Below are 25,405 nucleotides of genomic sequence, written 5' to 3' on the forward strand. Positions count from 1 at the left end.
GGGGGAATCATCGGGAAGAGAGGCATTCTCATTCTTTCTCATCGGGAGTGCCTTTTCGATGCAAGAGCATAGATATAACCAGAAGCACGGAGGGTACTGCCGCGGCTATAATAATTCCAAAATAACCTGATATTTTATCAAAATTGCCTATCTCGATAAAGTTTTGAGGATACATGCTCAGGGAAAATATCAAAATTAACGGGAGAAAACAGATATATCTGTTCCACTTTTGGGTGAGTTGGCTGATTCCCGTTACAATATAGAAATAATAATTTGAGGCGGTCATGAAAATTTTGATCGTCCACAAAATGATAAATAATATTTCAAATCGTTCTAGGAATGCGCCAGGGAATTCAATTTGCTGTGCAAAAGAAACGACCGGCCATTGTAATCGGGAAACTTCTTCAACTGACATACAGCCCACGACCATCGTTACCATTAAGAGATACAAGCCCATTGCAACCGAGTAGCCGATCCACCCTGCTTTCCATGCATGTTTTGGTTTGGCCATTACATTAGTCAATATAAGGATGGATTCAAATCCCAATGTCGAGAAAGGTATAACCTTAAGGGATTCGAAGATCGGACGCCATCCTTTATGGAAAACAGGGCGCAGATTATCAAGATTAAAATGGTTGATATTAAGAATGATCAGCAATAAAAAAACAATAAGGGTTAAAGGAAAAAAAAGCTCGATCAATCGAACCATTGCATGGAGACCACCCCAGGTCAAATACCCAATAAGCAGAAGAAACGGAAAAATAATCATGCTTATTGGCGTTCTCTCCAATGCAAGGCCCTTGAGGAATTCCGCCATCATTCTGCATACAAGCGAGCAGATCATCATGCAATATACAATAAATGCGATATTGATGATTTGGCCGATGAATTTACCTGCGATCACAGGATTAAACTCATAGAACGTCTTCCCTGGAAATCGTCGACACAATTTAACATGGATAAAAATGACGCCTATCCCAAGCAGACTTGCCAGCAAAAGTCCCTGCCACACGTCGGGCGTTTGCGTCTGCTCCGCAATGGTTCTTGGTAAACTGACAATACCCACAGCATACACGGTCGAAGTGACGGTAAATAAGGCTTGCAGAGTAGATATTTTTTCCTGTTTCATGGAAGGTATATTGGACATTACGCGCCCTCTCCTTTTGTATAAGCACCTGTCCGTTCGATCTGTACTTTAGCCTGAACGTCGATCGGTATTTGACTGAATGTATCTTGCCAATTTTCCTTTACCCGATCCCAGTAATCGGGATAGTTCACTTTTACTTTTGTGCCAAAACCGACTACATCTGCTCTCATTTCTTTCTGGAGCGTGTTTAACGATAGGGATACTGTTTGTCTGATTTCATCTTGCGCCGCTTCTTTAGCGGTTTGGATGAATGATTCCTTCAGGAAGTCTACAGAATTATCCGAGCTTTCGTTTAGTTTGATATCTGCTTTAATACGAACTGTGAATGAGAGATCCTGCCCGTTGAGGTGGGGGATAAGTTTTGTATGGACATCTTCGACTTCAAACACCATGGATTGTTCCGATTTTGGGCCTTCAGTTCTAATAATTGAACCCTTCGTTTTTCCCAGCATCCAGTTGATCCCGATAACATCCTCTTCGTCTAGCCAATAAGCAAATTTCTTCGTTTTGCCGCTGACCAAAGCTGCGCCTGAGAAGTGGTTGCCTTCATTGGTTTCTAGGCATTGAATGACGAAGTCAGATCCTTGTGAAATATGTGTAGAAATTTCCCCCAATGTTATTCTATAGGGTATTTTGGAGTTGAAATCGCTATTTTTAGCCAATGCTTCAAGGTCAATGGAAGGTATCTCTTTATGTTTGCCGATCTTATTGAGCGCTTCTTTCGCACTGCCTTTAACGATCATAACAAGTGATTTTCGACTCGGTTTATAAGAGCGAGTAAACGTATCTAACAATTGGTCGATTCTTGTTTTTTGTATAGCTTGGTCACTAATCAAAATCAAGCGAATAAAACTATATAAAGGAGCACGGGATACCAGCTTGGCCTGTTCCCTTGAAGCAGATTGAATGGAATTTTTGTTAAAGGTTGTTACGTTACTATACATATTTTTTCTGGATTTCTGCGCTATTAAATGCTGGTAGGTAAGCTCCAGCATTTCCTGCTCATCTGTATCAATGGCGACGCCTTGAATGATACTCAAGTTATCGATCTCTCTGCTGTCCCAACAACCAGTGAGGAGAGCACATGCGATCCATACGACGACGCATTTTTGCACCCGTAGGGTTCGACGAAACAGAAAGATGTAAGAGATCATGGGCTTACTTCCTTTTCCTGTTAGATTGTGTTTCGTCCAGTGTTTTTAGCATCATAGGACGTTTTCTGAGGTATTTAAAAGGAACCCGGACCAAAGTATCTTGTTGATCTCTTAGCCGAATTGGGGCTAGGGGTGACATGTAAGGAACTCCAAAGCTTTTGATCTGGACCATGTGTACGCCTAAGCAAATAAAGGCTAAAATCACGCCATACAGCCCATAAATCCCTGCAATCATCATAATGGGGAAACGAAGAAGCCGTATTCCAATACTCCCGCTGTACTGCGGGCTTGCAAAGGACGCAATGGCCGTAAGACCAACGACAATAATCAGAAAAGCACTTACGACCGTCGCCTCGACCGCTGCTTGTCCAATCACAAGACCGCCTACAATACCGATGACTTGTCCTATGCCTTTAGGTAGTCGCAGACTTGCCTCGCGTAATATTTCCAATGATAACTCCATGATTAGAGCTTCCACAAAAACGGGAAAAGGAATTCCCTCCCTTGAGGCAACGATAGAGATCACCAGCTCAGGCGGGATTAATCCAGGATGGAAAGAAATAAGTGCAACGTACAGCGAAGGCAGGAATGTTGCAATGAATAGAGCCATTAAACGAAGCATACGAAAAAATGTTCCTAAAGGGAAACGCTCGTAATAATCCTCTGGGGATTGAGCCAGCATCCAGAAGGTCATGGGAGCAATCAGGACAAAAGGAGTGCCATCAAGCATAATGACAACTCTTCCGGACATTAAAGCATTTATAGCTTTATCCGAGCGTTCAGAGGCTTGAATCTGCGGGAACGGAGACCATGAATGTTCCTCAATCCATTGCTCAATAATCCCGGTATCGGAAGCATCGTCCACATCAATCGTTTCGACTCTTTGTTTAACTTCCTGAACTAGCTCTGGATTTGCGATATCTGATATGTACAAGATCGCTAATTTCCGTGAAGATCTCCTTCCTATGGTCATTTTATCTATTTTGAAACTTAGATCTTTGATATGCCGCCTTACCATTGCCAAGTTGCTTTCCAAATCTTCAATAAAACCTTCTCTCGGCCCTCTCACCAAAGTTTCGGTGCTCGGTTCATCGACACTTCGCGAAGGAAACTGGCCCGTAGAAGCAAAAAAAACTTCATCGGTCCCTTCGATCAGCAGACAAGTATTTCCCGATAACACTTCAATTACACATGTCTCAAGGTCTGCCCCTTCTTTCGTACCGATCGTAAATGCCGTCTGCTGTATCAGTTCCTCCTTTATTTTCTCTAGATTAACTTGGGAGTGGTTTTCACGGATTCCAGTCAAAATGAGTGGCTTAACGATTTGTTCGTTAATTATGCCCGTATTCGCAATACCGGAGAGATAAACCATCACTACATGAATTCCCGTTTGTCCCACGTCCATTTTTTTGAAGACGACATCAGGAAGATGACCCAGGGTCTTTTTTAGATGGTCCAATTTCTCCTCGAGTGATCTCGCCATGACTCGTCCTCCTTCAAAAGCTTAAATCAACGATATACATGTAATATGTGTAAAATGGTAATATATATTCATGAAATGGTAATTTAGCGTGTTCGACGATCGAGGAGCTGAAGACGCGAAAGAAGAGGGAGTTTTTTGGAGTATATATAAACAAAAACGAACACCAGTGGTGTCCGTCGTTGGTCATACATATGAGGCGAGGATACTCTATCCCCGAGATAACGCCATATAAACTACTCCGAGTGGAGGTCACTTTTTGAACTCGTAGAAATGTGCCTCCAACATGCTCAGAGAAAGCTCGGCAGTAGTGGCTACCACGATATCCGCACCTTGCATTTGCGAAGGTGTTCCTACACCGACCGCGAACATCCCGGCGCCTTTGATCGCCTGTATGCCAGCCTGTGCGTCCTCTATACCGATACAGTCGGCAGGCTGAACGCCCAGATTTGCGGCTCCGGTGAGGAAAATTTCCGGGTCAGGTTTGCCATGCCGAATGGCGGTAACATCCACCACACTGTCAAAATAGTACGCTAGCTCCAGTCGCTCCAGGATAAATGCTGCATTTTTGCTTGCAGAGGCCAGCGCGATGCCGATTCGGGCTTCACGAAGCTCTGTCAGAAGCGCTTTAATGCCTGGAAGAATGTCCGAGGGAGTTACAGCTGAGATGAGCCGCTGATACTCCGTATTTTTTCGTGTGGCCAGTTCTTGCTTGCCTTCTTCTGAAAACGTATCGGACAGGTTACCGCGCGCCAGTATTTTGTCGAGCGATTCCGTACGGCTGATTCCTTTTAACTGTTCATTAAATTCCCGATCAAAAGGGATGCTAAGCGCTGCCGCCAAGCTGCCCCATGCCTGAAAATGATATTCGGCGGTATCTGTAATGACTCCGTCCAGATCAAAAATGACTGCTTTCATTTGGTTTCCCCCCTGTCTGCCCGATTTATGAAACGCTGTTCGTCATTAACGACTGTCCACTGGTAATGTGCGTTGGCTCTCCATACAGCTCCAGCGTCAGCGGTTCTCCGTCCAACAGGGTAATGATCACTTCATTTTCCTGTACGAGAATACTTAACAAGCGACCGCGATAGTTGATTTTAAACGTATATTTGTTCCAGCCTTGAGGCAGGAAGGGGGAGAAGCTTAATGTTTCACGATACGTTCTCATCCCGGCAAATCCCTGTACAATCGCCAGCCAGCTTCCTGTCATGGAAGTGATATGAAGTCCGTCTTCGGTATCGTTATTGTAGTTATCCAGATCCAGACGGGCCGTCCGCTTATACATCTCGACTGCCTTTTCCTCCATTTTGAGTTCGGCAGCCAGCACGGCATGAATGGACGGGGACAGACTGGATTCATGAACAGTCATTGGCTCGTAAAATGCAAAATTGCGCGCTTTTTCTTCCAGCGTGAACTGGTCTCCAAAGAAATACAGCCCTTGCAGCACATCTGCCTGCTTAATGAAGCAGGAACGAAGGATTTTATCCCATGACCATTTCTGATTTAATGGAAGGTTGCTGGGATCAAGGGAGGATACAGGCTGCAAATCCTTATCCATAAAGGTATCGTGCTGTACGAAGACTTCCCGCTCCTCATCATAGGGATAATACATGTGAGTGATGATATCCTGCCAATGGGCAAGCTCATCAGCCGTAACCGCTAGATGCATCGATTTTTCTGCTGAAATTTGAGGTAAGACCGATAAGGTATATTTCAAAACCCATGCAGCCAGCGTATTGGTATACCAGTTGTTATTGACGTTATTTTCGTATTCGTTCGGCCCGGTAACCCCGTGGATCATATACTGCTGCTGGCTTTTGGAAAAGTGAACCCGGTCGGCCCAGAAGCGGCTAATTTCGACCAGTACATCTATGCCGTATTGATGAAGGTAGGAGGAGTCCCCCGTATAGTTGGTGTAATTGTAAATGGCATACGCAATGGCCCCGTTACGGTGGATTTCCTCAAAGGTAATCTCCCATTCGTTATGGCACTCCACACCTGTAAAAGTGACCATAGGGTATAGTGCACCCCGTAGCCCTTGCTGGGCTGCGTTATGCTTGGCACCCTCTAGTTGTTGGTGACGGTACAGCAGCAGATTTCGGGTTACATCCGGGTCTGCGAGCGCCAGGTACATAGGTACGGCATATGCTTCTGTGTCCCAATAGGTGGCACCGCCATATTTTTCACCTGTAAAGCCCTTGGGACCAATGTTCAGACGGGCATCTTCGCCGTAGTACGTAGAGAACAGTTGAAAAATGTTAAAGCGTATTCCCTGCTGGGCCTCTGTATCTCCCTCGATTTCTACATCGGCTTTGTCCCAACGTCGAGCCCAAGCTGCGACATGCTCCTGCTTGAGCGAAGTATAGCCTTTGTTCACAGCCTCCACAGCGATGCGTTCAGCTTGTGGAATCAGTGCATCCTTTTCCATATCCCGTGAGGTGGTAACCGCCACAATTTTTTGCAGCTGGATACTGTCGCCCGGAGCGACGCTGTATTGATAGTGGCGTGCAGCATACAAAAAGCTCTCCTCCGTCGTCTGCAGATCCTGTCCCTCGGTCACAATACCCATGGTAGCGTTTACGGTAAAACGCGGAATACCGAAGGGATTATCTATAGTTGTTGTGGACAGGCTGATGAATTGTTCTTGAACCTCTCGGGCCTCCTCCAACCAAAAAACCTCATCATAGTTCGTGTCTTCATTCTTCGTATTGCCGTCCAAATAAGGGACAAGCTCTATAGTTAGAGGCTGCTCGCTTATATTCGTTGCTTGGTAATCAATCAGGCATAGCTCACGAGTGGTGATGCTCAGAAAACGCTCCGTAGTGATACGAACCTGATTGTTCACGGTGCAGATGCGTCGCAGGATACCCTGTTTCATGTCCAACTCCTGCACAAAATCGCTGATGTGTGCCGTAAATAAGTCTACTTCCTCTTGGTTTACGATCAGACGGATGCCGATGAAGTTCATGGCATTGATGACCTTACCAAAATATTCAGGATAGCCGTTTTTCCACCAGCCGACCTTTGTTTTGTCGGGGAACCATACACCGGAGATATACGTTCCCTGATGATGATCACCTGAATAAGCTTCTTCAAAATTGCCGCGCATGCCCATATAACCGTTGCCTATGGACGTTATGCTTTCCTGTAATCGCATGTGTGTGCTATGTAGAGTGTGTGTTGTCAGCTTCCAGCTATCTACGTCAAATAATCGGTTGTAAACCATGATTGCGTACCCCTCTCGGAAAATGAGATCGTTGTTTTAACGAAACCAGTATATGAGCGAGTTCAGTATATAGTGCAACCGTTTGCCCTGTCAACGCAAAAAAACTGATTTTATGGGTTTCCACAAAATCAGTTCTTGTTCATTCCGCTAAGAATCATAGTAATTGGCTGGATTTGCGCTCCACGATTCGGTGGGGAACAATGATGTGCTTGGTCAATTCCTTGGGGTCCTCGATTTTTTCAATCAGGCTTTTGGCTGCCTGATAACCTAGAGTAAAGATATCAATATCCACGGAAGTCAGAGGGGGATTCATCAGCTCAGCTAGCATTAGATTATTGAAGCTCACCATGGATAACTGCTCTGGCATGGACACGCCTAGCTGAGAAAGCATTTTCTGTACTGCCATGGCTACAAGGTCGTCGCTAACGATCATCGCGGTAGGCGGCGGGGTGGCCTGCAATAATGTCCGCATGTCCTCCAGATTAAATGGCTCCCTGACCACGAATTCCTTGGGTAAAGGCAAGCCTGCCTCTCGCAACGCATCCTGGTAGCCTCGGAGTCTTTCAATATTCACGATGTGTTCATGATCACCGCCAACATAAGCAATGTGCTGATGATTCAGCCCAGTCAAATAAGTGACCACATCCTTGGCAGCCTGGTAGTTATCGTTATCTACATGGGTAGTTTCACTGACAAATTGCTGAGGCTTACCGATTACGGTGTAAGGTATTTTTTCTTTATGAAGGTACTCCACAATGCTATCTTTTTGCTTGGAGTACAGAACAATATAGCCGTCAACACGCCCGGTCCGGGTCATCAGCTTCACGCGGGATAGCAATTCATCACTCGTTTTTCCTGTGACAATGGACAGTGTATAGTTGTGCTCATTTACCCATTCGCTGATCCCGCGAAGGCTTTCCGGAAAGAACGGATTTTGAAAGATTGCCACATCCGATTCAGGCATAATGATGCCAATTGACTGTGTGACACGGTTAGCCAGACTCTGAGCTGAATAGTTGGGTTCATAGCCAAGCGCCTTCATTTCTTTACGGACACGTGCCTTGGTCGCTTCGCTGATTTTGGGGCTGTCTTGAATGACACGGGATACGGTGGAAGTAGCAACATTAGCACGTTTTGCGACATCTTTGATGGTTACTGCCATCGTCTTCGTCTCCTTTTGCTATCTCAAGCAGGAAATATTATGTTCTATCATACGATATTGCTCGAAAATCAACAAATTCACGGTTTTTTCGAGTATTTCTATGATCATTAGCCAAGATATTTACAATTAGGGTATTGCCAATAGAAAGCGATATCATTATAATAATTGTGCAACCGATTGCATAATGTTTATAGGGTACAAACAACGCTGTACATACTATAAGGGATGGGGATTGAAGGAGCATGAAAAAACTTCTATCATTTGATTTTTGGCAAAAGCTCGGGAAAGCACTGCTAGTGGTTGTTGCTGTTATGCCGGCAGCCGGGATTATGATTTCGCTTGGTAAAGTAGTGGCGATGTTGGCTGGTGATATCCATTTCTGGTTGACCGTCGGCGGGGTTATGGAGAATTTGGGTTGGGGTATTATCAATAATTTACACATACTGTTTGCCGTGGCGATTGGTGGTTCCTGGGCTAAGGAACGGGCGGGCGGAGCTTTTGCGGCCTTAATTGCCTTTATTCTCATTAATATTTCAACAGGAACGATTTTGGGTGTGTCCTCGAAAATGCTAACCCAGGAGGGTGCCACCACCCACACTCTTTTTGGTGCATCCATTCCGGTTAGTGGCTATTTTACCTCTGTCTTAGGGGCACCTGCACTTAATATGGGTGTGTTTGTCGGTATCATCTCCGGCTTTGTGGGAGCCGTGGTATTTAACAAGTACTACAATTACCGCAAGCTGCCAGACGCTTTAGCTTTTTTTAACGGCAAACGTTTTGTTCCTTTTGTCGTGATTTTATGGTCTGTCATCGTAAGTTTGATCATGTCTGCCATCTGGCCATTTGTTCAGGGGGGGATTAATCAGTTCGGTATTTGGTTAGCGACCTCAGGGGAGTCGGCTCCTTTTGTAGCGCCATTTGTCTATGGTACACTGGAAAGACTACTAATTCCTTTTGGACTTCACCATATGCTGACCGTTCCTATTAACTATACTCAACTTGGTGGCGTTTACACGACACTTACGGGTTCCGGGGCAGGAAGCGTCGTTGCCGGGCAAGACCCGTTGTGGCTGGCTTGGGCAAGTGACCTGAGTGCGCTTCGTGGTACTGATCCGACAGCCTACAATAGCTTGTTGGAAGGCGTGACGCCTGCTCGCTTCAAGGTAGGACAAATGATCGGTGGAGCAGGAATCCTTATGGGACTAGCGGTGGCTATGTATCGCCGTGTAGACAAAGATAAACGCAGCAAGTACAAGTCGATGATCTTTTCGGCAGCCGCAGCTGTCTTTTTAACAGGGGTAACGGAGCCACTGGAATTCATGTTTATGTTCGTGGCGCCTGTGCTGTATGTGGTTTATGCTATTCTTACCGGTATTGCGTTCGGAATGGCCGACATCATACATTTACGTTTACATTCGTTTGGTATGATTGAACTGCTGACCCGAATGCCGTTGTCTATAAATGCGGGTTTGGTGCAGGATATTATTAACTTCGTGCTGACTTGTGTGGTGTTTGCTGTAGCAACCTACTTTATCGCGTATTTTATGATCGGTAAATTGAAAATGGCTACGCCGGGAAGACTGGGGAACTATACGGATGAGGAGCCTCAAGGGACTTCCGTGGCTGGGAGTACGAAGACAGAGGGTGTGGCAGCTGTTTCCACTCAAAATCAACTGGCTACGGATATCATCAAGACGCTTGGGGGTGAGCAGAACATTGTCGAGGTGGACGCTTGCATGACCCGTCTGCGTGTGACGGTGAAGGATACGGATGCCGTTGGGGACGAAAAGACGTGGAAAGCGCTGGGTGCCTTAGGCTTGATAAAAGTAGATAATGGGGTGCAGGCGGTTTACGGACCGAAGGCCGATGTGCTTAAATCAGATATACAAGACATACTCAACAGGTGATTACTTTGAAGTTGTTAACCTTAAATGCACATGCTTGGATGGAAGAAAACCAGCATGATAAGCTAAAGCAGCTGGCTGCTTTTATTGATGAACAGCAGTTTGATGTCATTGCTTTGCAGGAAGTGAACCAGTCCATGGAAGAGACTCCTTTGTCGCCGGACGATTTGGGCGCTTATTATAGCGCAGATCCTGAAGTTGTCATTAAGCGTGATAACTATGCTTATGTGCTGAACGGGCTATTGTCCGATGCTTATCAGTGGACGTGGGCTCCCGCACATGTTGGTTTTGCCAAATACGATGAGGGTTTGGCGATTCTGTCCAAAACACCGATTACAGCTACGGTGAACGAATATGTTTCCTCGCTACAGGATTATGACAACTACCGCTCACGTAAAATTGTCGGCGTTCAAACTGTGGTGGACGGAGTGCAGGCCTGGTTTGTAAGTGGACATTATAACTGGTGGAATGATGAAGAATCCTTCCGTGGACTATGGGATCGTACAACCAAAGTGCTAAATTCTTTTGCTCCGACTCCTGTGTTTATGATGGGTGATTTCAACAACGCGGCTGAAGTACGCGGAGAAGGATATGACTATGTACTGCAATCCGGCTGGTCGGACACCTATCCGAATGCAGCAGTACGTGATGAAGGCCACACAGTGATTAAAGCTATTGCTGGTTGGGAAAGTAATGCGGAGCCGCTCCGTATTGACTTTATCTTCTCCAATAAGGCTGCACAGGTTCGATCCTCAACCGTTGTACTGAACGGGAAAACTGGACCAGTTGTATCGGATCATTTTGGGGTTGCAGTTGAGTTGGAGCTGTGATGAAAAGAAAGGAGGCCGCTTGCTTATGCAAATGGCCTTTTTCTTATAGATTTCGACTTAAAACGAATAACATATTGGATAACTATAGCGATCAACACCAAAATCAAATTGTAGTAAAAGGGAGTGTTGATGCTAAACCGTTCCATGAGTGCACCTGCGATGATCGGAGACACAATGGCCCCCAATTCGGACAAAGATACGACGTTGCCGATAAATGAGCTTCTATTCTCCTCAGGAATAACATCCCCTAGTTGCGAGTAAAAGGAATCCAGATAGCTGGCTCCTCCTATACCTCCGATGAACATCCCTAAGTATACGATCCACGGTTCTGTGAACCAAAGAAATAAGATGATTTCCACCATGATCAACAATAGACCGATGATACAAAGCATCAAGCGATCCTTAAGTAGATCAGATAGTTTGCCAATAAAGGGGGCTGATATGAAGGTCGATATGCCGATAATTGTAAAAGCTAAGCTAATTTCTGCGGGGCTCCAATGGAGCTTGTAGGTTGCATATATGGAGAAGTACGTTAAAAATATAGCGAATGCACTCATTTCAAGGAAATGAACGGTGGAATAGAGCAGTAGCTGTTTCGTTAGCATGGTATTTCTTTTCGACTCATGAAGGGGTGCGTGCTGTTGCTGAGGTTTGGAAGAGAGACTGGGGAAGGTCATTCTGGAGACGGCAACGAAGGATATACATGAGAAAATAGCAACGAAATAAAACGGAATGGATAAAGAAAAATAAGAAACAATAGCTCCACTCATAAGAGGCCCTAAAATCATACCGGCACCTTCACTGCTGCTGATATATCCATTGAGCGTGCCTCGATTATCTGCGGTGCTCATATGGTTGATCGTGACTCTTACAAAGACGGTTAGCCCTATGGCTACCAAGCCTTGGAGGAGTCTCAGTAGGGATAGAATGATGGAGCTTGTTGCAATCGGAAACAGAAGCATACAAGCGATTTCGGCAATGAGTAAGCTCAACCCCAAGCGTTTTGCGCCAATCTTTTCATAAATTCGTCCTGCCAAGCCTCCACCAAGAAATCTACCTACATAAAATAGAGAAAATAAAATGCTCATGCCGAGTACGGATATCCCGAATTGCTCTACATAAATAGCAAAGAGTGGAAGGATCATACTTCCACTCATGTTAGCAATAAGGCTGATCACAATCATACAGGCAATATTACGATTTAAATATAAGTGTCTCACCATAACCTCGAAACCTCTCTTTGGTCTTGCATCATGGGAACCGTTATTCGGATTGCACCTGATTACGGGTAAACGGCTTCAGGTCGAGTTAGCGGGTTCCCATATAGGGTACGCAAGCGAGTTCCTCGCGGTGCCTAAATCCCATTGCAATGATGGAGGTATGAAGCAGCGGATGGGGGAATCTGGATTAGAGCGTGGTGTTGCCTTTAGGCTGGAAAGCCGCCTCCTGGTGGTGGCCAAGCTCCATAAATCCGGCGTAGTAGCACGATTTCACCCAAATGATATGAATTGTGGGAAGCGATATTCCGCAGTAGTCCTGCTTTCGTTTCACCTGGAAAATGAGCTAGTGAATCATCCAGTTGCGCGGTTTCGGCAATCTGCACAGCCTGATCTACGCCCTGTAAAAATTCGTTAATGACAGCCTGCCATGCCTCTTCGCTTTGCGGTCCAGTCTCTTCGGGCCAGCTTTCCATGACATTGCCCGGAAGCTGGGGCTTCCGTCCTTCCAAATGCTCTAGCATAAACTGCTGCCAGTAAATCATATGCTTCAGCAGTTGATAAATGCTGTAAGGCATTTCTGCATTTTTCTTCCCTGCCAGCTCGACGTCGATGTCTGGTAAAGCCCGAGCTACTCGAATATGTCCACGTTCCCCGACCAGTGATTTAACCAGTGCTTGACCGAATAATTGGTTTGCATCCGACATGTATCATCATCCCTTCTATGGAGAACTTGTTTCTAGCTTATTCTCATTTTACGATTATACAATTATATTTTCCAAAATGAAAATATCCATGTAGTAAGAAGAGAAACAGAAATAATTTTTAAAAACAGTTGATAATAATTCTCAATTGCACTAAAATAAAATTGTTTCAAAGGAAACAAAGTATCAATAATAGATATATTTTGTATATATACGGAAATGTTAAAGGGGAGCTTTCCGTAATGCATATATTGTTTTCTTTGAAACAAAAATGGGCTATAATGAAAGGAGGAGTATGCCAAAGGAGTGACCATTTTTTCGTATGGAGAAAGCGACATCAGTTCAGCATGTTTATGATTTGCTCATTAAGATGAATCACCAGCTGGAGCAGCATCAGCAGAGAGAGAGCATGACTATTCTCGAAGAAATACACGAGCATTTTGATGGAATTGCTTCACTCAATCTGACGGATGTGCACGTCATTGACTGTATTGGGAGGCATGAGCCGATTAATGTTACGACATTAGCGGATCGAATTGAGCTGAGCAAGGGTACAGTTTCGAAAGTCAGCACCAAGCTGCTCAAGGAAGGCTGGATTCGTAGAACCCAGCTTAACGACAACAAGAAAGAAATCTATTTTCGGTTAACCCCGTCAGGGAAAAGACTCTTTCTTATGCATGAACGACTGCATGTTAAGGTACAGCAGCAGTTATTTCAATTTTTAAATCGTTATAGCTCGGAAGAACTGAATGTCTTGAAACGTCTGCTGTCCGATGGTGTAGATCTCTTGGAAGCTATGGAGTGGCAGGACAAGAGTCTGGACTAAAGGGATATCGAATCATCAACGATGGGCACCTGTTAATCTCCAAGTAATAGATACATGGGGAGATGCAGGTGCTTTTCTTTTAATGTAATAGCCGTTTTGCTTCCATATAGAGCACCTGTACGAACTTTTTCGTATTAATGCGGGCTTGGGACAGTGAAGGCTCCACATTGTTTTGCAGTTCCAGCATTTTTTTGCGGATTTCTGTAAAATCAAAAAATTTGGATGCATAATTTTCAAATTTAGGATGGGTATAGTCAGTCAATCCGAGCGATACTATATGGCTTAGTGTCTGGAAAATAGCACGGCGGACACGTTGCTCCGATGCCTTGATTTCCTTACTCAGCTCTACTGCTGAGGCTGAAGCCCCTAACCGTTTGGACGCTACATTAGCAAATATATCCTTCAACGGCGGGAACAGATAGGGAGATAGATTGCCTGTTTCCTCCTCATACTGGTCCAGAAATTCCAGCATGTCCAGTAAATCCATACTCCCGGCTTCGCCGATCATCCCCATTTCGGAGAGCAGAAACTGCCCGGAAGTTACGATGTTTCGGGTCGGTTCAATTGTTGCCGTTGGGTTATTCGTTGTGAACATCGACAACCCTTGAAGCGTGCGCTGAATATCCGTAATCGACTGCTGCATGCGCAGACGCTCAGCCACCTTATGAATAACTGCAATAATCTCCAGTCGATTCAAAGGCTTGGCCACATAATATTCAATACCGAGCGAGTATGCCTCGCCGATCATGTTTTTGGATTCGATGCGAGAAATCATAATGATTTTGCCGCTGAATTGATCGCCGAGTGCGCGCACGGTCTGAATGCCGTCACGAAGCGGCATCAGCAAGTCAATCAGCAATACATCAATCCGGTTCAGCTCCAGGAGGCCGCTATTCACGTAGGTACCATCCTCTGCTTCCCCGATGACTTCTCCTAGACCTTCGTCTTCAATAATGTCTGCCAGCATAGAACGAATTCCCTGATCGTCATCCACAATATAAAAACGCATCCGGGCTATCTTCCTTTCTCCGTCAGTTTCCGTAAAGGCAATGTAATTCTAAAAGTGGTCTGTAATCTATCTGTATTCTCTTCTTCATCCTGTTGCAGTTCAATCGTTCCTCCAAGGCTCTCCGCGACCTCACGTACATAAAACAATCCCATACCGGTCGACGGCTGTCCTTCCTCATCATACTTGGTCGTATACCCTGGTGTGAAGACCATTTCCCGTTTCCGTTGAGGAATCCCCGGACCGTTGTCGGTAACACTAAAGGAAGCTATATCCTCTTTTCCCGGTAGACAGCGAATGGAAACGTCAATCCTTCCGTTGTCCTTCATTGCTTCAACCGCATTGGCTGTCAGGTTATTAATAAGTGTCAAAACGGTATAAACATGCAGCTTGGGTAACAATGGATCGACATCTAGGGTAAAACGAATAGACTTGTCCAGCGATTGTGCGTATTTGCTGTTCGTTCGAATGATTAGCTCCCCAAGCTCTTGAGAAGCCATGTAATGCACTCCGCTTTCGGCATCAATCAGCTTGGACAAACCAGCAAAAATCCGCTGGCTGTCTTTTTTGATCTCGTGAACCTGTCCGGAAATACGAAGTGCCTGTCTGGCGTAATGTTCTCTATCCTTCAGAGATTCATCCTGCTGCAACTCACGGTACAGCTCGTAGCTTTCACGAGTGATTTGTTCTGCATGTGACAGCGTTTTGCCTAACTGGACCGACTCCTCATACAAGTCCGATACAAGGAGTAAAATTCGCTCCGTCTGCTGCCTTTGTGCCTCTTCATGCTGGACCGATTGATTTAACCGAATCATATTATAAAACCCAAGCACGAAGAAGCTGCGGATCATAGCCATGAAAGCTACTTTGCTGATCTTAATGATGTCCCAGAAATCGCCGTCCATGCTCCACCGGACGCTAAGCTCCGACACACTTGCGGCAACCTCAATCCCTACAGAGAGGATGCCCACGCGGAGTGCGCGGTAAGGCTCAGCATTAATGTTAAGGACCTGGAAGAGCAGGCCGTAGACCATGTAATAAAAAAAGGTAGGGCCGTGCAGTGTCAGCAACTCTTCGAAGAGAAGGCCGGGCTGAGTGTAATGATTGAGTAAGATGCGAAAGGCGACTACCGCTATCCCTGCAAGCACTCCCGATAATGCAGGCGGAATATGACGAATAGATAACAGAAAGAAAAAAAATACAGGCGTACCAAAGCTGAGACGGAATGTATTAGCGAACGGGTGAATATTCAGCTCACCTGCGAGCGGTACAAATACAAGCATGAGCAGGAAAAGGAGCGTATTCAACTTCATCCATATTCACCTCCTGGGTATTCAGTCAGAAAGGCAATGTGAGCTAAATTCACAGGCTCGCCGTTAAAGTTTGTGAATTTATAGAAAAAAATAAATGCAGCTGTAGATAATTGTCGTTTTTTATAGATCAGATTGTAGTATAAATAACATCATTTGAATATTAAGAACAGCATACTGCAAAAATATACAAATCAGCCAGGGGGGACACGAAGTGAAAAAGATTAATTTGACGATGCAAATCTTTATCGGTCTGGCTTTAGGTATTATTATTGGTGCCTTATTTTACGGCAATTCAGGGGTGGAAGTCTACTTAAAGCCAATCGGTGATATTTTCATCCGCTTGATCAAGATGATTGTCGTGCCTATTGTGATCTCAACGCTCATTATCGGCGTAGCCGGCGTCGGAGATATGAAGAAACTGGGTAAACTCGGCGGAAAGTCTATTCTGTACTTTGAGATTGTAACGACAATCGCCATCCTTTTCGGACTGCTTGTTGCCAACTTGGTTCGACCGGGTGACGGCGTGGACATGTCCCACCTGGCCAAGAGTGATATCCATTCCTATGTAGAGACTGCAGAGAAGTCAGGCCATAGCTTTATAGATACGATTGTGCATATTGTTCCTACCAATGTTATTCACGCCCTGGGCGAGGGAGATATGCTGGCTATTATATTCTTCTCCGTACTGTTTGGATTAGGGGTAGCGGCGATTGGTGACAAAGGCAAGCCTGTGCTGAATTTCTTTGAAGGTGTAGCCGACGCCATGTTCTGGGTAACCAATCAGGTCATGCGCCTGGCTCCGTTCGGTGTATTTGCCCTGATTGGAACGACAGTGGCCAAGTTTGGATTGGCCTCGTTATGGCCTTTATTGAAGCTTGTTTTGTCGGTGTACGGCTCCATGATACTGTTCATTGTGATTGTTTTTGGAATTATCGCCAAGCTTTGCGGTACCCGTCTCTGGACCATGGTTAAAATTTTGAAAAGTGAGCTGTTGCTTGCATATTCGACGGCCAGTTCGGAAAGTGTTTTGCCTAAGATCATGGAGAAGATGGAGAAGTTCGGATGTCCTAAAGGAATTACGTCCTTTGTCATTCCGATTGGGTATTCTTTTAATCTGGACGGTTCCACCCTGTATCAGGCACTGGCTGCGATTTTTATTGCCCAAATGTACGGAATTGACCTGCCAATCACGACACAAATCACGCTGGTGCTAGTTTTGATTATTTCCTCCAAAGGTATTGCAGGGGTGCCAGGTGCTTCCTTTGTCGTTTTGCTCGCTACACTTGGAGCAGTGAACCTCCCGCTGGAGGGGTTGGCTTTTATTGCTGGTATTGATCGCATTCTGGATATGGCTCGTACGGTAGTCAATGTATTAGGCAACTCGCTTGCCGCTGTGGTCATGTCCAAATGGGAAGGCCAATATGATAAAGAAAAGGGCGAGGAATACGTTGCTTCAATTAAATAAGATGTAACGAACTGAATAGTTGCCAGAAAGAGCACTTTTGCGAAGTAATGCGAAGGTGTTCTTTTCATTTCCAGACTTATTAAGACCTTTCCTTTTTCGACATTTTTCGATGTTTTTTGTATGAATATATAGGTATATGGACATAAAAACGATTCTTATTACCTATGCAATTTTAGATTTATTTATAATGATTCTTAATAAAATTCCGATATTAAACTATATCGTTTTATATATTGGCTTAGAAGGGAAGAGCATATATGTTTCTTAAAAAAAATGAGACCCACTCACTTGCTCCTTTAGTAGAAGAAAGCCGCAAACTTTCACAAAGAATACAGCAGAAGGATTATTCTGCCGCAATACAAGTTTCATCCAAATCTTCCGAGATTCAAGAAATCGCAAACAATGTAAACCAAGCGCTTGAATCCATGAAAAATGATGCTCAACATGTTGACATCCGTCTGAAGCTTGTTACCAAGGCTATAGAGATTGGCTTATGGGACATGGAGGTGGTTGCGGGTGATCCCGTCAATCCAAATAATACGTTTACATGGTCAGAAGAATTTCGTGCTATGCTGGGGTATCAGAGCGAAAAGGACTTCCCCAATGTATTAAACAGCTGGGCATCCCGGCTGCACCCCGAAGATCATGACAGAGCATTGACCGAATTGTCGGATCATTTGCTGGATTTTACGGGAAAGACGCCTTATGACGTACAGTATCGTTTGAAGCTGAAGCATGGAGAATACCGCTGGTTCCGGGCTACCGGAACGACGATCCGCGATCAGCAGGGAGTGCCGCTTCGGATTGCCGGCGCTCTATTGGATGTGCACGACCAGAAGATTAAGTCTGAAGAGTTGGAGGCCATGGTTACAAGATACGATCTCATTAACCTTGTGCTGGTAGAGGCTCCTTACGATGTAAACATTATTGGAGGAAATATAGAAAATCCGGATAATACATTTTGGTGGTCACCGCAATTCCGCGCAACGCTAGGCTTTAAGGACGAGCAAGATTTCCCAAGCAAGCTTAGCAGTTGGGCTTCAATCCTGTATCCTGAGGATGCCGAAATGGCGATTAAGATTTTGAATGATCATTTAAATGATTATACGGGACGCACACCGTACGAAATGGAATGCCGTTTAGTGCGTAAGAATGGCGAGCATCGGTGGTATTATTGCAGTGGAAAAAGCATACGCGATAGCAAGGGAGTGCCTATTCGTATTGCGGGTACCATTCGTGATATTACTGTCGAAAAGGAAAAGCAGGCTGTTGCGGATGAGCTGACGCTCAAGATCCAGCATCTCTCCGATTCCATTACGGAAATGGTGAACGGCGTTAACTCGGTTAGTAACCAGGCGCAGGAGTTGGCTACGGCTCAGGAGCAATCGACAGAGGCAGCGAATCAAGCCAAAGTCAGTGCAGAAGAGACGCAAAACATTTCCAACTTCATTAAAGAGATTGCGAATCAAACAAATCTGCTGGGTCTGAATGCCGCCATTGAGGCATCGCGTGCGGGCGAGCAGGGACGGGGGTTTGCGGTAGTTGCAGATGAAGTGAGAAAACTCGCCATACACAGTGCTGATGCGACCGGAAATATCGAGACTAGTCTGGACGAAATGAAGACACTCATCGAGCGGATTTTGCACAATATCGGTAATATGTCTACGCTGACACAAACACAAGCCGCGCTAACGCAACAAGTGAATGCATCTACAGACGAGATCAACAGCATGTCCAAAGCTTTGTTGGATTTTGCAAGAACGATGTAAGGCTTCATGTAGAAATGAGGCCGGGCCTTAGGCTCGGTCCCTTTACTGTTTTTGGAAGATGAACTATACTTTTCGAGGATAGATCTAAAAATCGCCTCATAGTAACTTTATGTGGAAAAGAGGAATATACTTGAGCTTACTTAGTTCAATATTGGTCGGAATTGTAGCTCTGGAGCATGTGTACATTCTAATATTGGAAATGTTTCTGTGGACGACTCCGCGGGCGATGCGTACGTTCGGCACCTCGAAGGAGCTGGCGGAAGCAAGCAAATCCTTGGCTGCAAATCAGGGGCTGTACAACGGCTTTTTGGCAGCCGGATTGGTGTGGGGCTTGTTCTATCCGGATATTGTGTTCGGGCGGCAAATCCAATTATTCTTTGTCATTTGTGTGGTAGTGGCTGCGTTGTATGGTGCATTTACTGCCAATAAGTCTATTTTATTAAAGCAAGGCCTGCCTGCCATTCTGGCACTAATCAGTTTGTGGATACTCTGAAGACACCCTTAACGGGTGTCTTTTTCTAGATTCGATCACATAATGTCTGGAATGCTAATGACAAGGGGAATAAACAGTTTTTGATCGATTGTAAATCCGACTATTCCGATTTATAATAAATTTATTACATACTAAGTGGACACGGGGGCTAGAGCGATGCGTCGTAATTTGACTGGTGTATTGGTATTTATTGTATTGATGTTGGTTGTAAGTGCATGCTCCGGCGGGAATTCTGGATCTACGTCTGAGACGAATGGGAATACACCCGGTAAAGCTACCACAACAGCTGATAACGGACAGCCTAAAGATGGCGGCAGCCTGATCATTGGCGTACAAGCTGATCCGGTGGTGCTGAACCCGAACTATGCGGGTGATCGGGTAAGTCTGACGATAGATCAGGCGATATTCGCACCATTGTTTCAAGTGAACAATGGCAAAAAGACATTTTATTTGGCAGACAGTCTGACTCCTTCAGCAGACAAGCTGACTTATACACTAAAACTGAAAAAAAATCTGACTTGGCATGATGGCGAGAAACTGACGGCTGACGATGTTGTTTTCACCATTAACAAAATTTTGGACGAGAAGCAGCACAGCTTTTTGAGAAGTAATTTTATGGTTAATGGCAAACCGGTTCAGGCGAGCAAGGTTGATGATACAACGGTGGATTTCAAGCTTCCTCAGCCAGCTCCTGCTTTTGAGGCAGCACTGGTACAGGTATCCCCGATTCCGAAGCACATTTTCGAGAATGAAGCGGATATTGAGAAGAGCACAAAAAACAACTCTCCGATTGGATCTGGTCCTTTCAAATTTAAAGAGTACAAAACCGGTGAGTACGTTACACTCGAACGGTTCGATAACTATGTTGGCGGAAAGCCGCATCTGGATTCAGTAACATACCGGATTGTTAAAGATTCAAATGCTGCGAATTTGGCCCTTCAAAATGGTGAGATCAATGTAAACTATCTCGATCCGCAAAATGTGGAGACCATTAAAGCAACAGATAAGTTTGACATTTTCCCTTACAGCGAAGGTCGCTTGGCTTATCTGATGTTTAATGAAAATAGTGATACGAAGCAGTTGAACAAAAAAGAAGTACGGCAGGCGCTTTCTTATGCATTGAATCAGGATGAATTGATTCAGGTATCCTATGGCTCCAAGGAATATGCAGATACTGCGAAATCTGCTCTGACACAGGATGTACTGTATCACACGAACGACGTTGCATTTTTCAATAATGATGTGAACAAAGCAAAAGAACTGCTGAAATCGGCTGGAGCTGAAGGACTGAAGCTGCGCATTATCATTCCGGGCGGCAACAAGATACAAGAAGCACAAGCGCTCTATATCCAGCAGAAGTTAAAGGACATAGGCGTTCAACTGGACGTGAACAGCATGGATTCCTCGGCATGGTCGCAAAAATTCGTCGATACGAATGCCAAGGACTTCGATCTGGCGATCAGCGGCTATATCATGGGATATGACCCTGACGCATATCGTATTTTGTATAGCACCGGATCATCCTCCAACTATTCGCATTATTCAAATAAAGAAGTGGATAAGCTGCTGGAAGAGGGCGCGGGTGAGTCGGATACGACGAAACGTGGAGCAATTTATAAAAAGGTACAAGAGCTGCTGGCTGAGGATGCTGTCATCTACCCGATTGCTTACACCAAGACTATTGTAGCCTTCGACAAGCAGTATGGCGGGATTGATCAGGCTGTGTTAAAGCCGGTCGTGATTTTCGAGGATTTGTCCAAAATTTATCACAAATAAGACAGGGTTTTCAAAAATAAGCTGGGCTAACCAGCTTATTTTTTTCGAAAACAGCAAGGGGAAGGGAAACGTATGAGACAACTCATCGCCAGAAGGTTGCTGCAAGTTATACCGATGCTATTTTTTGTGTCCATTGTCTGCTTCGGCTTGATCAAGCTGGCTCCAGGTGATCCGGTTCTCTCTTTTGTTACACCGAATATGCATCTGGAAGACATTGAACGAATGAGGCATAGCTTGGGGCTGGACCAGCCTGCTTATGTGCAGTACATATTATGGCTTAAAAAAAGCCTAACGGGTGATCTCGGCTACTCGCTAATTAATCACCAGCCCGTGCTGGATCAGATTCTCGATCGTCTCCCGGCAACAGCCGGGTTGATGGGCGCCTCCATCATACTGGCTGTACTGATTGCGATTCCACTCGGTTTGACGGCTGCGGCTAATCGGAATCGCTGGATCGACAAGCTCATTAATCTGATGTCGTACATCGGAATTTCTGTTCCGCTATTTTGGCTTGGTATTTTACTTATTTATTTGTTTGCGATTTATCTGCATTGGCTTCCGAGTACAGGAATGCGTACCATCGGTACGGACTCGGTGCTAGATGTAATCAAGCATGGGATTTTACCATGTTTTGTACTGGCCTTCGGCTTTCTGTCTGTGTATGTGAGGTACATCCGTTCCAGCACGATTACGCAGCTCAAGGAAGAGTATGTGCAGATTCAATACGCGTTCGGATCTGGAAAAAGACTGGTTTTGTTTCGACATGTGCTCAAGCATGTGCTGTTGCCCATCATTACGCTGCTTGGAATGTCGGTTGCGGACCTGGTGGCCGGAGCCATTGTGACGGAGACGGTATTTTCCTGGCCGGGCATTGGCTCGCTGGGCATGACGGCGGTAAAAGGGATGGATTATCCCGTCATCATGGGGATTACTTTATTTTCCGCTCTGCTGCTGATCCTGGGTAATCTGCTTGCAGATATCTTGTATAGCATCGCGGACCCGAGAATTAAATCAACGAGGTGAATTCATGAATCAGAGCAAATGGCGCAACATCGGGATCGAGCTGATGACGAGCAAAATGGGCGCCGTCGCTCTCATACTATTGATCGTATTCTCGCTGGGGGCGATTTTCGCATTTTTATCGCCGCAGGACCCGAATAAGTTGAACGTGCTGGAGCGTCTCCAACCACCGGGAGCGGCACACTGGTTTGGGACGGATGATTATGGGCGGGACTATTTTACAAGAGCACTGTACGGCGGACGTGTATCATTGCTGGTAGGCTTCGCGTCCATGATTATTGCGACCAGTATTGGTGCAGTGGTAGGGATTATGAGCGGGTATTTTGGAGGATGGATCGACAATCTGCTTATGCGGGTTTTGGAGCTGATCATGTCAATTCCGTCTTTCTTGGTTATTTTGCTGCTGAGTGTGTTTTTGAAGCCGGGCGTCGGCAATATCATTGTCATTATCGCACTGCTCATGTGGATGAACATTGCCCGTGTGGTTCGTGCAGAGACAATGACGTTGCGCGAACGGGAGTATGTACTATACGCCAAAGCTTCGGGACAAAGCACGTTGGGTATTATTATGAAGCATATCGTACCGAATCTGATTCCGGTAATTATCGTAGGGGCGACGAACAATATCGCTTCAGCGATTATGATGGAATCGTCACTGAGCTTCCTCGGCTTTGGTGTTCAGCTGCCGAACGCTACGTGGGGCAGTATGCTGAATAATGCCCAAGGATATATTGCACAGGCCCCATACATGGCATTATTCCCGGGTCTACTTATTTTACTGACTGTATTGAGCTTTAATGTTTTGGGAGATGTGCTGCGTGTAGGCTTTGAACCCAAATTAGTAAAACGATGATTCATAGCACAGATCCATTACAAATGGCTCCAGGAGCGACAGGAAGGAGCGAAAAGACAATGACAGAACATCTACTGTCCGTCGAACAGCTGGAGGTCTCCTTTTTCACTCGTGAAGGGGAAAATCAGGCAGTTCGAGGGGTTAGTTTTCATATTGATGCTGGAGAAACGGTAGGAATCGTAGGAGAATCCGGGAGCGGCAAAAGTGTTACAGCGAAAGCGATCATGTCGATGATTGCCCCGCCGGGCAAGCGGCTGAACGGCGATATTCGTTACCGGGGACAAAGCCTGACCGCTCTGACGGAAAAGCAATGGCGCAAAATACGCGGAAACCAGATTGCAATGGTTTTTCAGGACCCGATGACCTCGCTGAATCCGGTCAAAAAGGTTGGCTATCACCTGGTCGAGGTGATTCGCAGACATCGAGGACTGAGCAAGGAAGCGGCTACGCAAGCAGCTGTAGAACTGCTGCGACAAGTAGGCATTACCGAGCCGGAGCGCCGAATGAACCAATACCCGCATCAATTCAGCGGCGGGATGCGCCAGCGGGTGATGATTGCCATGGCGCTCTCGTGCAGCCCGGAGCTGCTGATTGCAGATGAGCCGACTACAGCGCTGGACGTAACGATTCAGGCGCAAATCTTGGAGTTGCTCAAGACGCTAAAGCAGCAATCCGACATGTCGATTGCTCTGATCACCCATGATCTGGGCGTCGTCGCCCAGGTGAGTAGCCGTGTCATCGTCATGTACGGCGGCATGGTGATGGAGGAGGGGCGCGTGGACGATATCTTTTATCGTCCGGGCCATCCGTATACACAGGGCCTGCTGCGTTCTGTGCCCCAGCGCACGAACGGCTTCCGCGAGCGGCTGGTGCCGATTGAGGGCACGCCGCCGGACCTGCTGAACCCGCCATCAGGCTGTCCGTTCATGGAACGGTGCCCACACGCGTTTGCCCGCTGTGTGGAGCGGCCGCCGATGGTGGAGCTGCGCCCGGATCAGCGAGCAGCCTGCTGGTTGAACGAGCCGGACGCAGTGCCTGCCGGAGTCTGCGAGACGCCGAAAGCGGGCCACGCGGAAGGAGGGAATGACGGTGAGTGAAACAAACGATGTATTGGGTGAGCAACAGCCCTTGGTGGAGGTACACCAGCTTAAGAAGCATTTTGTGACCGCAAAGGATTTGTTAGGGCGTAGCTCTGAGGTGCTCAAGGCGGTGGATGGCGTGAGCTTTCAAATCAAGCGTGGCGAGACGTTCGGACTGGTCGGTGAGTCAGGTAGTGGGAAATCAACGGTTGGACGCTGTCTGACGCGATTATACGATTATACAGAAGGTACGGTACGCTTTGACGGTCAGGATATTTCCAAGCTGAACGATAAACAGCTCAAACCGCTGCGTCGGCGTATTCAGAGCATTTTTCAGGACCCATATTCCTCTCTTAATCCGGGTATGAACGTGCTTGACCTGATCGGTGAGCCGATGGATATTCACAGATTGCATCAGGGTAGTGAGCGTAAAGATGCTGTAGTAGCTTTGCTTGAAAAGGTAGGGCTGAAGCGGGAGCATCTGTATCGCTACTCACACGAGTTCAGTGGTGGGCAGCGCCAGCGGATTTCCATCGCTCGTGCTCTCTCCGTGAACCCCGAGTTCATCGTCTGTGACGAGCCGATTTCGGCACTGGATGTGTCCATTCAGGCGCAGGTCATTAACACGCTGGAGGATCTCCAGCAGGAGTTCGGGCTGACGTACCTGTTCATCGCCCATGACTTGTCGATGGTGCGGCATATTTCAGACCGAATCGGTGTGATGTACCATGGGCGACTGGTAGAAGTAGCCGATGCAGATGAACTGTATGAGCAGCCCGCTCACCCTTATACGCAGGCACTGCTATCCTCCATCCCTGTGCCTGATCCGAGAGCGGTCGGAGAGCAAGGGGGACTGGGAGGAGGCTTGGCCCAACCAGACGGTTCATTAGTATGGGACAAGGATAACAACAGTACAACCGAGCTGAGAGAAATCAGTCCCGGCCATTATGTAGCATACCCGGTTAACCTTTAGGGTTAAGA

21 protein-coding genes are annotated in these 25,405 nt (G+C 46.1%); 11 read left to right on the forward strand and 10 right to left on the reverse strand.

Annotated features, from left to right (window positions below):
* Positions 1 to 28: 28 nt before the first annotated feature.
* The 6 genes from WA407_RS21205 to WA407_RS21230 all read right to left on the reverse strand — a co-directional run bounded on the left by WA407_RS21205 (position 29) and on the right by WA407_RS21230 (position 8,169).
* On the reverse strand, positions 29 to 1,129 hold the full coding sequence (locus WA407_RS21205; RefSeq protein ID WP_336078302.1) for a GerAB/ArcD/ProY family transporter: 1,101 nt from the start codon (positions 1,127 to 1,129) through the stop codon (positions 29 to 31).
* 17 nt (positions 1,130 to 1,146) lie between these two features.
* The gene (locus WA407_RS21210) at positions 1,147 to 2,301 is read right to left on the reverse strand and encodes a Ger(x)C family spore germination protein (RefSeq protein WP_336078303.1); all 1,155 of its coding nucleotides are present in this window, start codon (positions 2,299 to 2,301) and stop codon (positions 1,147 to 1,149) included.
* Positions 2,302 to 2,305: 4 nt separating this feature from the next.
* The gene (locus WA407_RS21215; RefSeq protein WP_336078304.1) at positions 2,306 to 3,784 is read right to left on the reverse strand and encodes a spore germination protein; all 1,479 of its coding nucleotides are present in this window, start codon (positions 3,782 to 3,784) and stop codon (positions 2,306 to 2,308) included.
* Positions 3,785 to 4,033: 249 nt separating this feature from the next.
* Positions 4,034 to 4,699 (reverse strand): beta-phosphoglucomutase, encoded by a 666-nt coding sequence (gene pgmB / locus WA407_RS21220; RefSeq protein ID WP_025722091.1) that lies wholly within the window; start codon positions 4,697 to 4,699, stop codon positions 4,034 to 4,036.
* Positions 4,700 to 4,724: 25 nt separating this feature from the next.
* Positions 4,725 to 7,007 carry a glycoside hydrolase family 65 protein gene (locus WA407_RS21225; protein ID WP_336078305.1) on the reverse strand — a complete coding sequence of 761 codons (2,283 nt, stop codon included), beginning with the start codon at positions 7,005 to 7,007 and terminating at the stop codon, positions 4,725 to 4,727.
* 154 nt (positions 7,008 to 7,161) lie between these two features.
* Positions 7,162 to 8,169 (reverse strand): LacI family DNA-binding transcriptional regulator, encoded by a 1,008-nt coding sequence (locus WA407_RS21230; protein ID WP_254330130.1) that lies wholly within the window; start codon positions 8,167 to 8,169, stop codon positions 7,162 to 7,164.
* Positions 8,170 to 8,411: 242 nt separating this feature from the next.
* Between WA407_RS21230 and WA407_RS21235 the strand changes: the two genes are divergently transcribed.
* Both WA407_RS21235 and WA407_RS21240 read left to right on the forward strand, forming a co-directional pair.
* Positions 8,412 to 10,076, forward strand: a complete 1,665-nt coding sequence (locus WA407_RS21235; protein WP_069290844.1) for a PTS transporter subunit IIBC — start codon at positions 8,412 to 8,414, stop codon at positions 10,074 to 10,076.
* 5 nt (positions 10,077 to 10,081) lie between these two features.
* Positions 10,082 to 10,903, forward strand: coding sequence for an endonuclease/exonuclease/phosphatase family protein (locus WA407_RS21240; RefSeq protein ID WP_336078340.1), 822 nt, complete (start codon positions 10,082 to 10,084; stop codon positions 10,901 to 10,903).
* Positions 10,904 to 10,926: 23 nt separating this feature from the next.
* On the opposite strand, the gene WA407_RS21245 is transcribed toward WA407_RS21240, so the two are convergent.
* Both WA407_RS21245 and WA407_RS21250 read right to left on the reverse strand, forming a co-directional pair.
* Positions 10,927 to 12,126: an MFS transporter gene (locus WA407_RS21245; RefSeq protein ID WP_336078306.1), complete on the reverse strand. Its 1,200-nt coding sequence runs from the start codon at positions 12,124 to 12,126 to the stop codon at positions 10,927 to 10,929.
* Positions 12,127 to 12,329: 203 nt separating this feature from the next.
* Positions 12,330 to 12,827, reverse strand: a complete 498-nt coding sequence (locus WA407_RS21250; protein ID WP_023986557.1) for a DinB family protein — start codon at positions 12,825 to 12,827, stop codon at positions 12,330 to 12,332.
* Positions 12,828 to 13,146: 319 nt separating this feature from the next.
* Between WA407_RS21250 and WA407_RS21255 the strand changes: the two genes are divergently transcribed.
* A complete protein-coding gene (locus tag WA407_RS21255; RefSeq protein WP_336078307.1) occupies positions 13,147 to 13,650 on the forward strand; it encodes a MarR family transcriptional regulator in 504 nt (167 codons plus the stop codon).
* Between the two features lie 79 nt (positions 13,651 to 13,729).
* Here WA407_RS21255 and WA407_RS21260 read toward each other — a convergent pair whose 3' ends face one another.
* Positions 13,730 to 14,659: a response regulator gene (locus WA407_RS21260; protein WP_061831911.1), complete on the reverse strand. Its 930-nt coding sequence runs from the start codon at positions 14,657 to 14,659 to the stop codon at positions 13,730 to 13,732.
* A 5-nt stretch (positions 14,660 to 14,664) separates the two neighbouring features.
* Positions 14,665 to 15,969, reverse strand: a complete 1,305-nt coding sequence (locus tag WA407_RS21265; protein WP_336078308.1) for a sensor histidine kinase — start codon at positions 15,967 to 15,969, stop codon at positions 14,665 to 14,667.
* Between the two features lie 211 nt (positions 15,970 to 16,180).
* On the opposite strand from WA407_RS21265, the gene WA407_RS21270 reads away from it, so the two are divergent.
* The 8 genes from WA407_RS21270 (at position 16,181) to WA407_RS21305 (ending at position 25,397) form a co-directional block, all read left to right on the forward strand.
* Positions 16,181 to 17,434, forward strand: coding sequence for a cation:dicarboxylate symporter family transporter (locus WA407_RS21270; RefSeq protein WP_061831913.1), 1,254 nt, complete (start codon positions 16,181 to 16,183; stop codon positions 17,432 to 17,434).
* Between the two features lie 257 nt (positions 17,435 to 17,691).
* Positions 17,692 to 19,203, forward strand: coding sequence for a methyl-accepting chemotaxis protein (locus WA407_RS21275; RefSeq protein ID WP_302058684.1), 1,512 nt, complete (start codon positions 17,692 to 17,694; stop codon positions 19,201 to 19,203).
* A gap of 130 nt (positions 19,204 to 19,333) precedes the next feature.
* Positions 19,334 to 19,696, forward strand: coding sequence for a DUF1304 domain-containing protein (locus WA407_RS21280; protein WP_336078309.1), 363 nt, complete (start codon positions 19,334 to 19,336; stop codon positions 19,694 to 19,696).
* A gap of 156 nt (positions 19,697 to 19,852) precedes the next feature.
* On the forward strand, positions 19,853 to 21,472 hold the full coding sequence (locus WA407_RS21285) for an ABC transporter substrate-binding protein (protein WP_336078310.1): 1,620 nt from the start codon (positions 19,853 to 19,855) through the stop codon (positions 21,470 to 21,472).
* 72 nt (positions 21,473 to 21,544) lie between these two features.
* Positions 21,545 to 22,495 (forward strand): ABC transporter permease, encoded by a 951-nt coding sequence (locus WA407_RS21290; RefSeq protein WP_023986565.1) that lies wholly within the window; start codon positions 21,545 to 21,547, stop codon positions 22,493 to 22,495.
* A gap of 4 nt (positions 22,496 to 22,499) precedes the next feature.
* Positions 22,500 to 23,345, forward strand: a complete 846-nt coding sequence (locus tag WA407_RS21295) for an ABC transporter permease (protein WP_336078311.1) — start codon at positions 22,500 to 22,502, stop codon at positions 23,343 to 23,345.
* Positions 23,346 to 23,404: 59 nt separating this feature from the next.
* Positions 23,405 to 24,442 carry an ABC transporter ATP-binding protein gene (locus WA407_RS21300; RefSeq protein ID WP_336078312.1) on the forward strand — a complete coding sequence of 346 codons (1,038 nt, stop codon included), beginning with the start codon at positions 23,405 to 23,407 and terminating at the stop codon, positions 24,440 to 24,442.
* Positions 24,435 to 25,397, forward strand: a complete 963-nt coding sequence (locus WA407_RS21305; protein WP_442952045.1) for an ABC transporter ATP-binding protein — start codon at positions 24,435 to 24,437, stop codon at positions 25,395 to 25,397. Before WA407_RS21300 ends, WA407_RS21305 begins: the two co-directional genes overlap by 8 nt.
* The last annotated feature ends 8 nt before the right edge of the window (positions 25,398 to 25,405 follow it).

The organism is Paenibacillus sp. 203 (genome assembly GCF_037027525.1).
Lineage (GTDB): Bacteria > Bacillota > Bacilli > Paenibacillales > Paenibacillaceae > Paenibacillus > Paenibacillus polymyxa_B.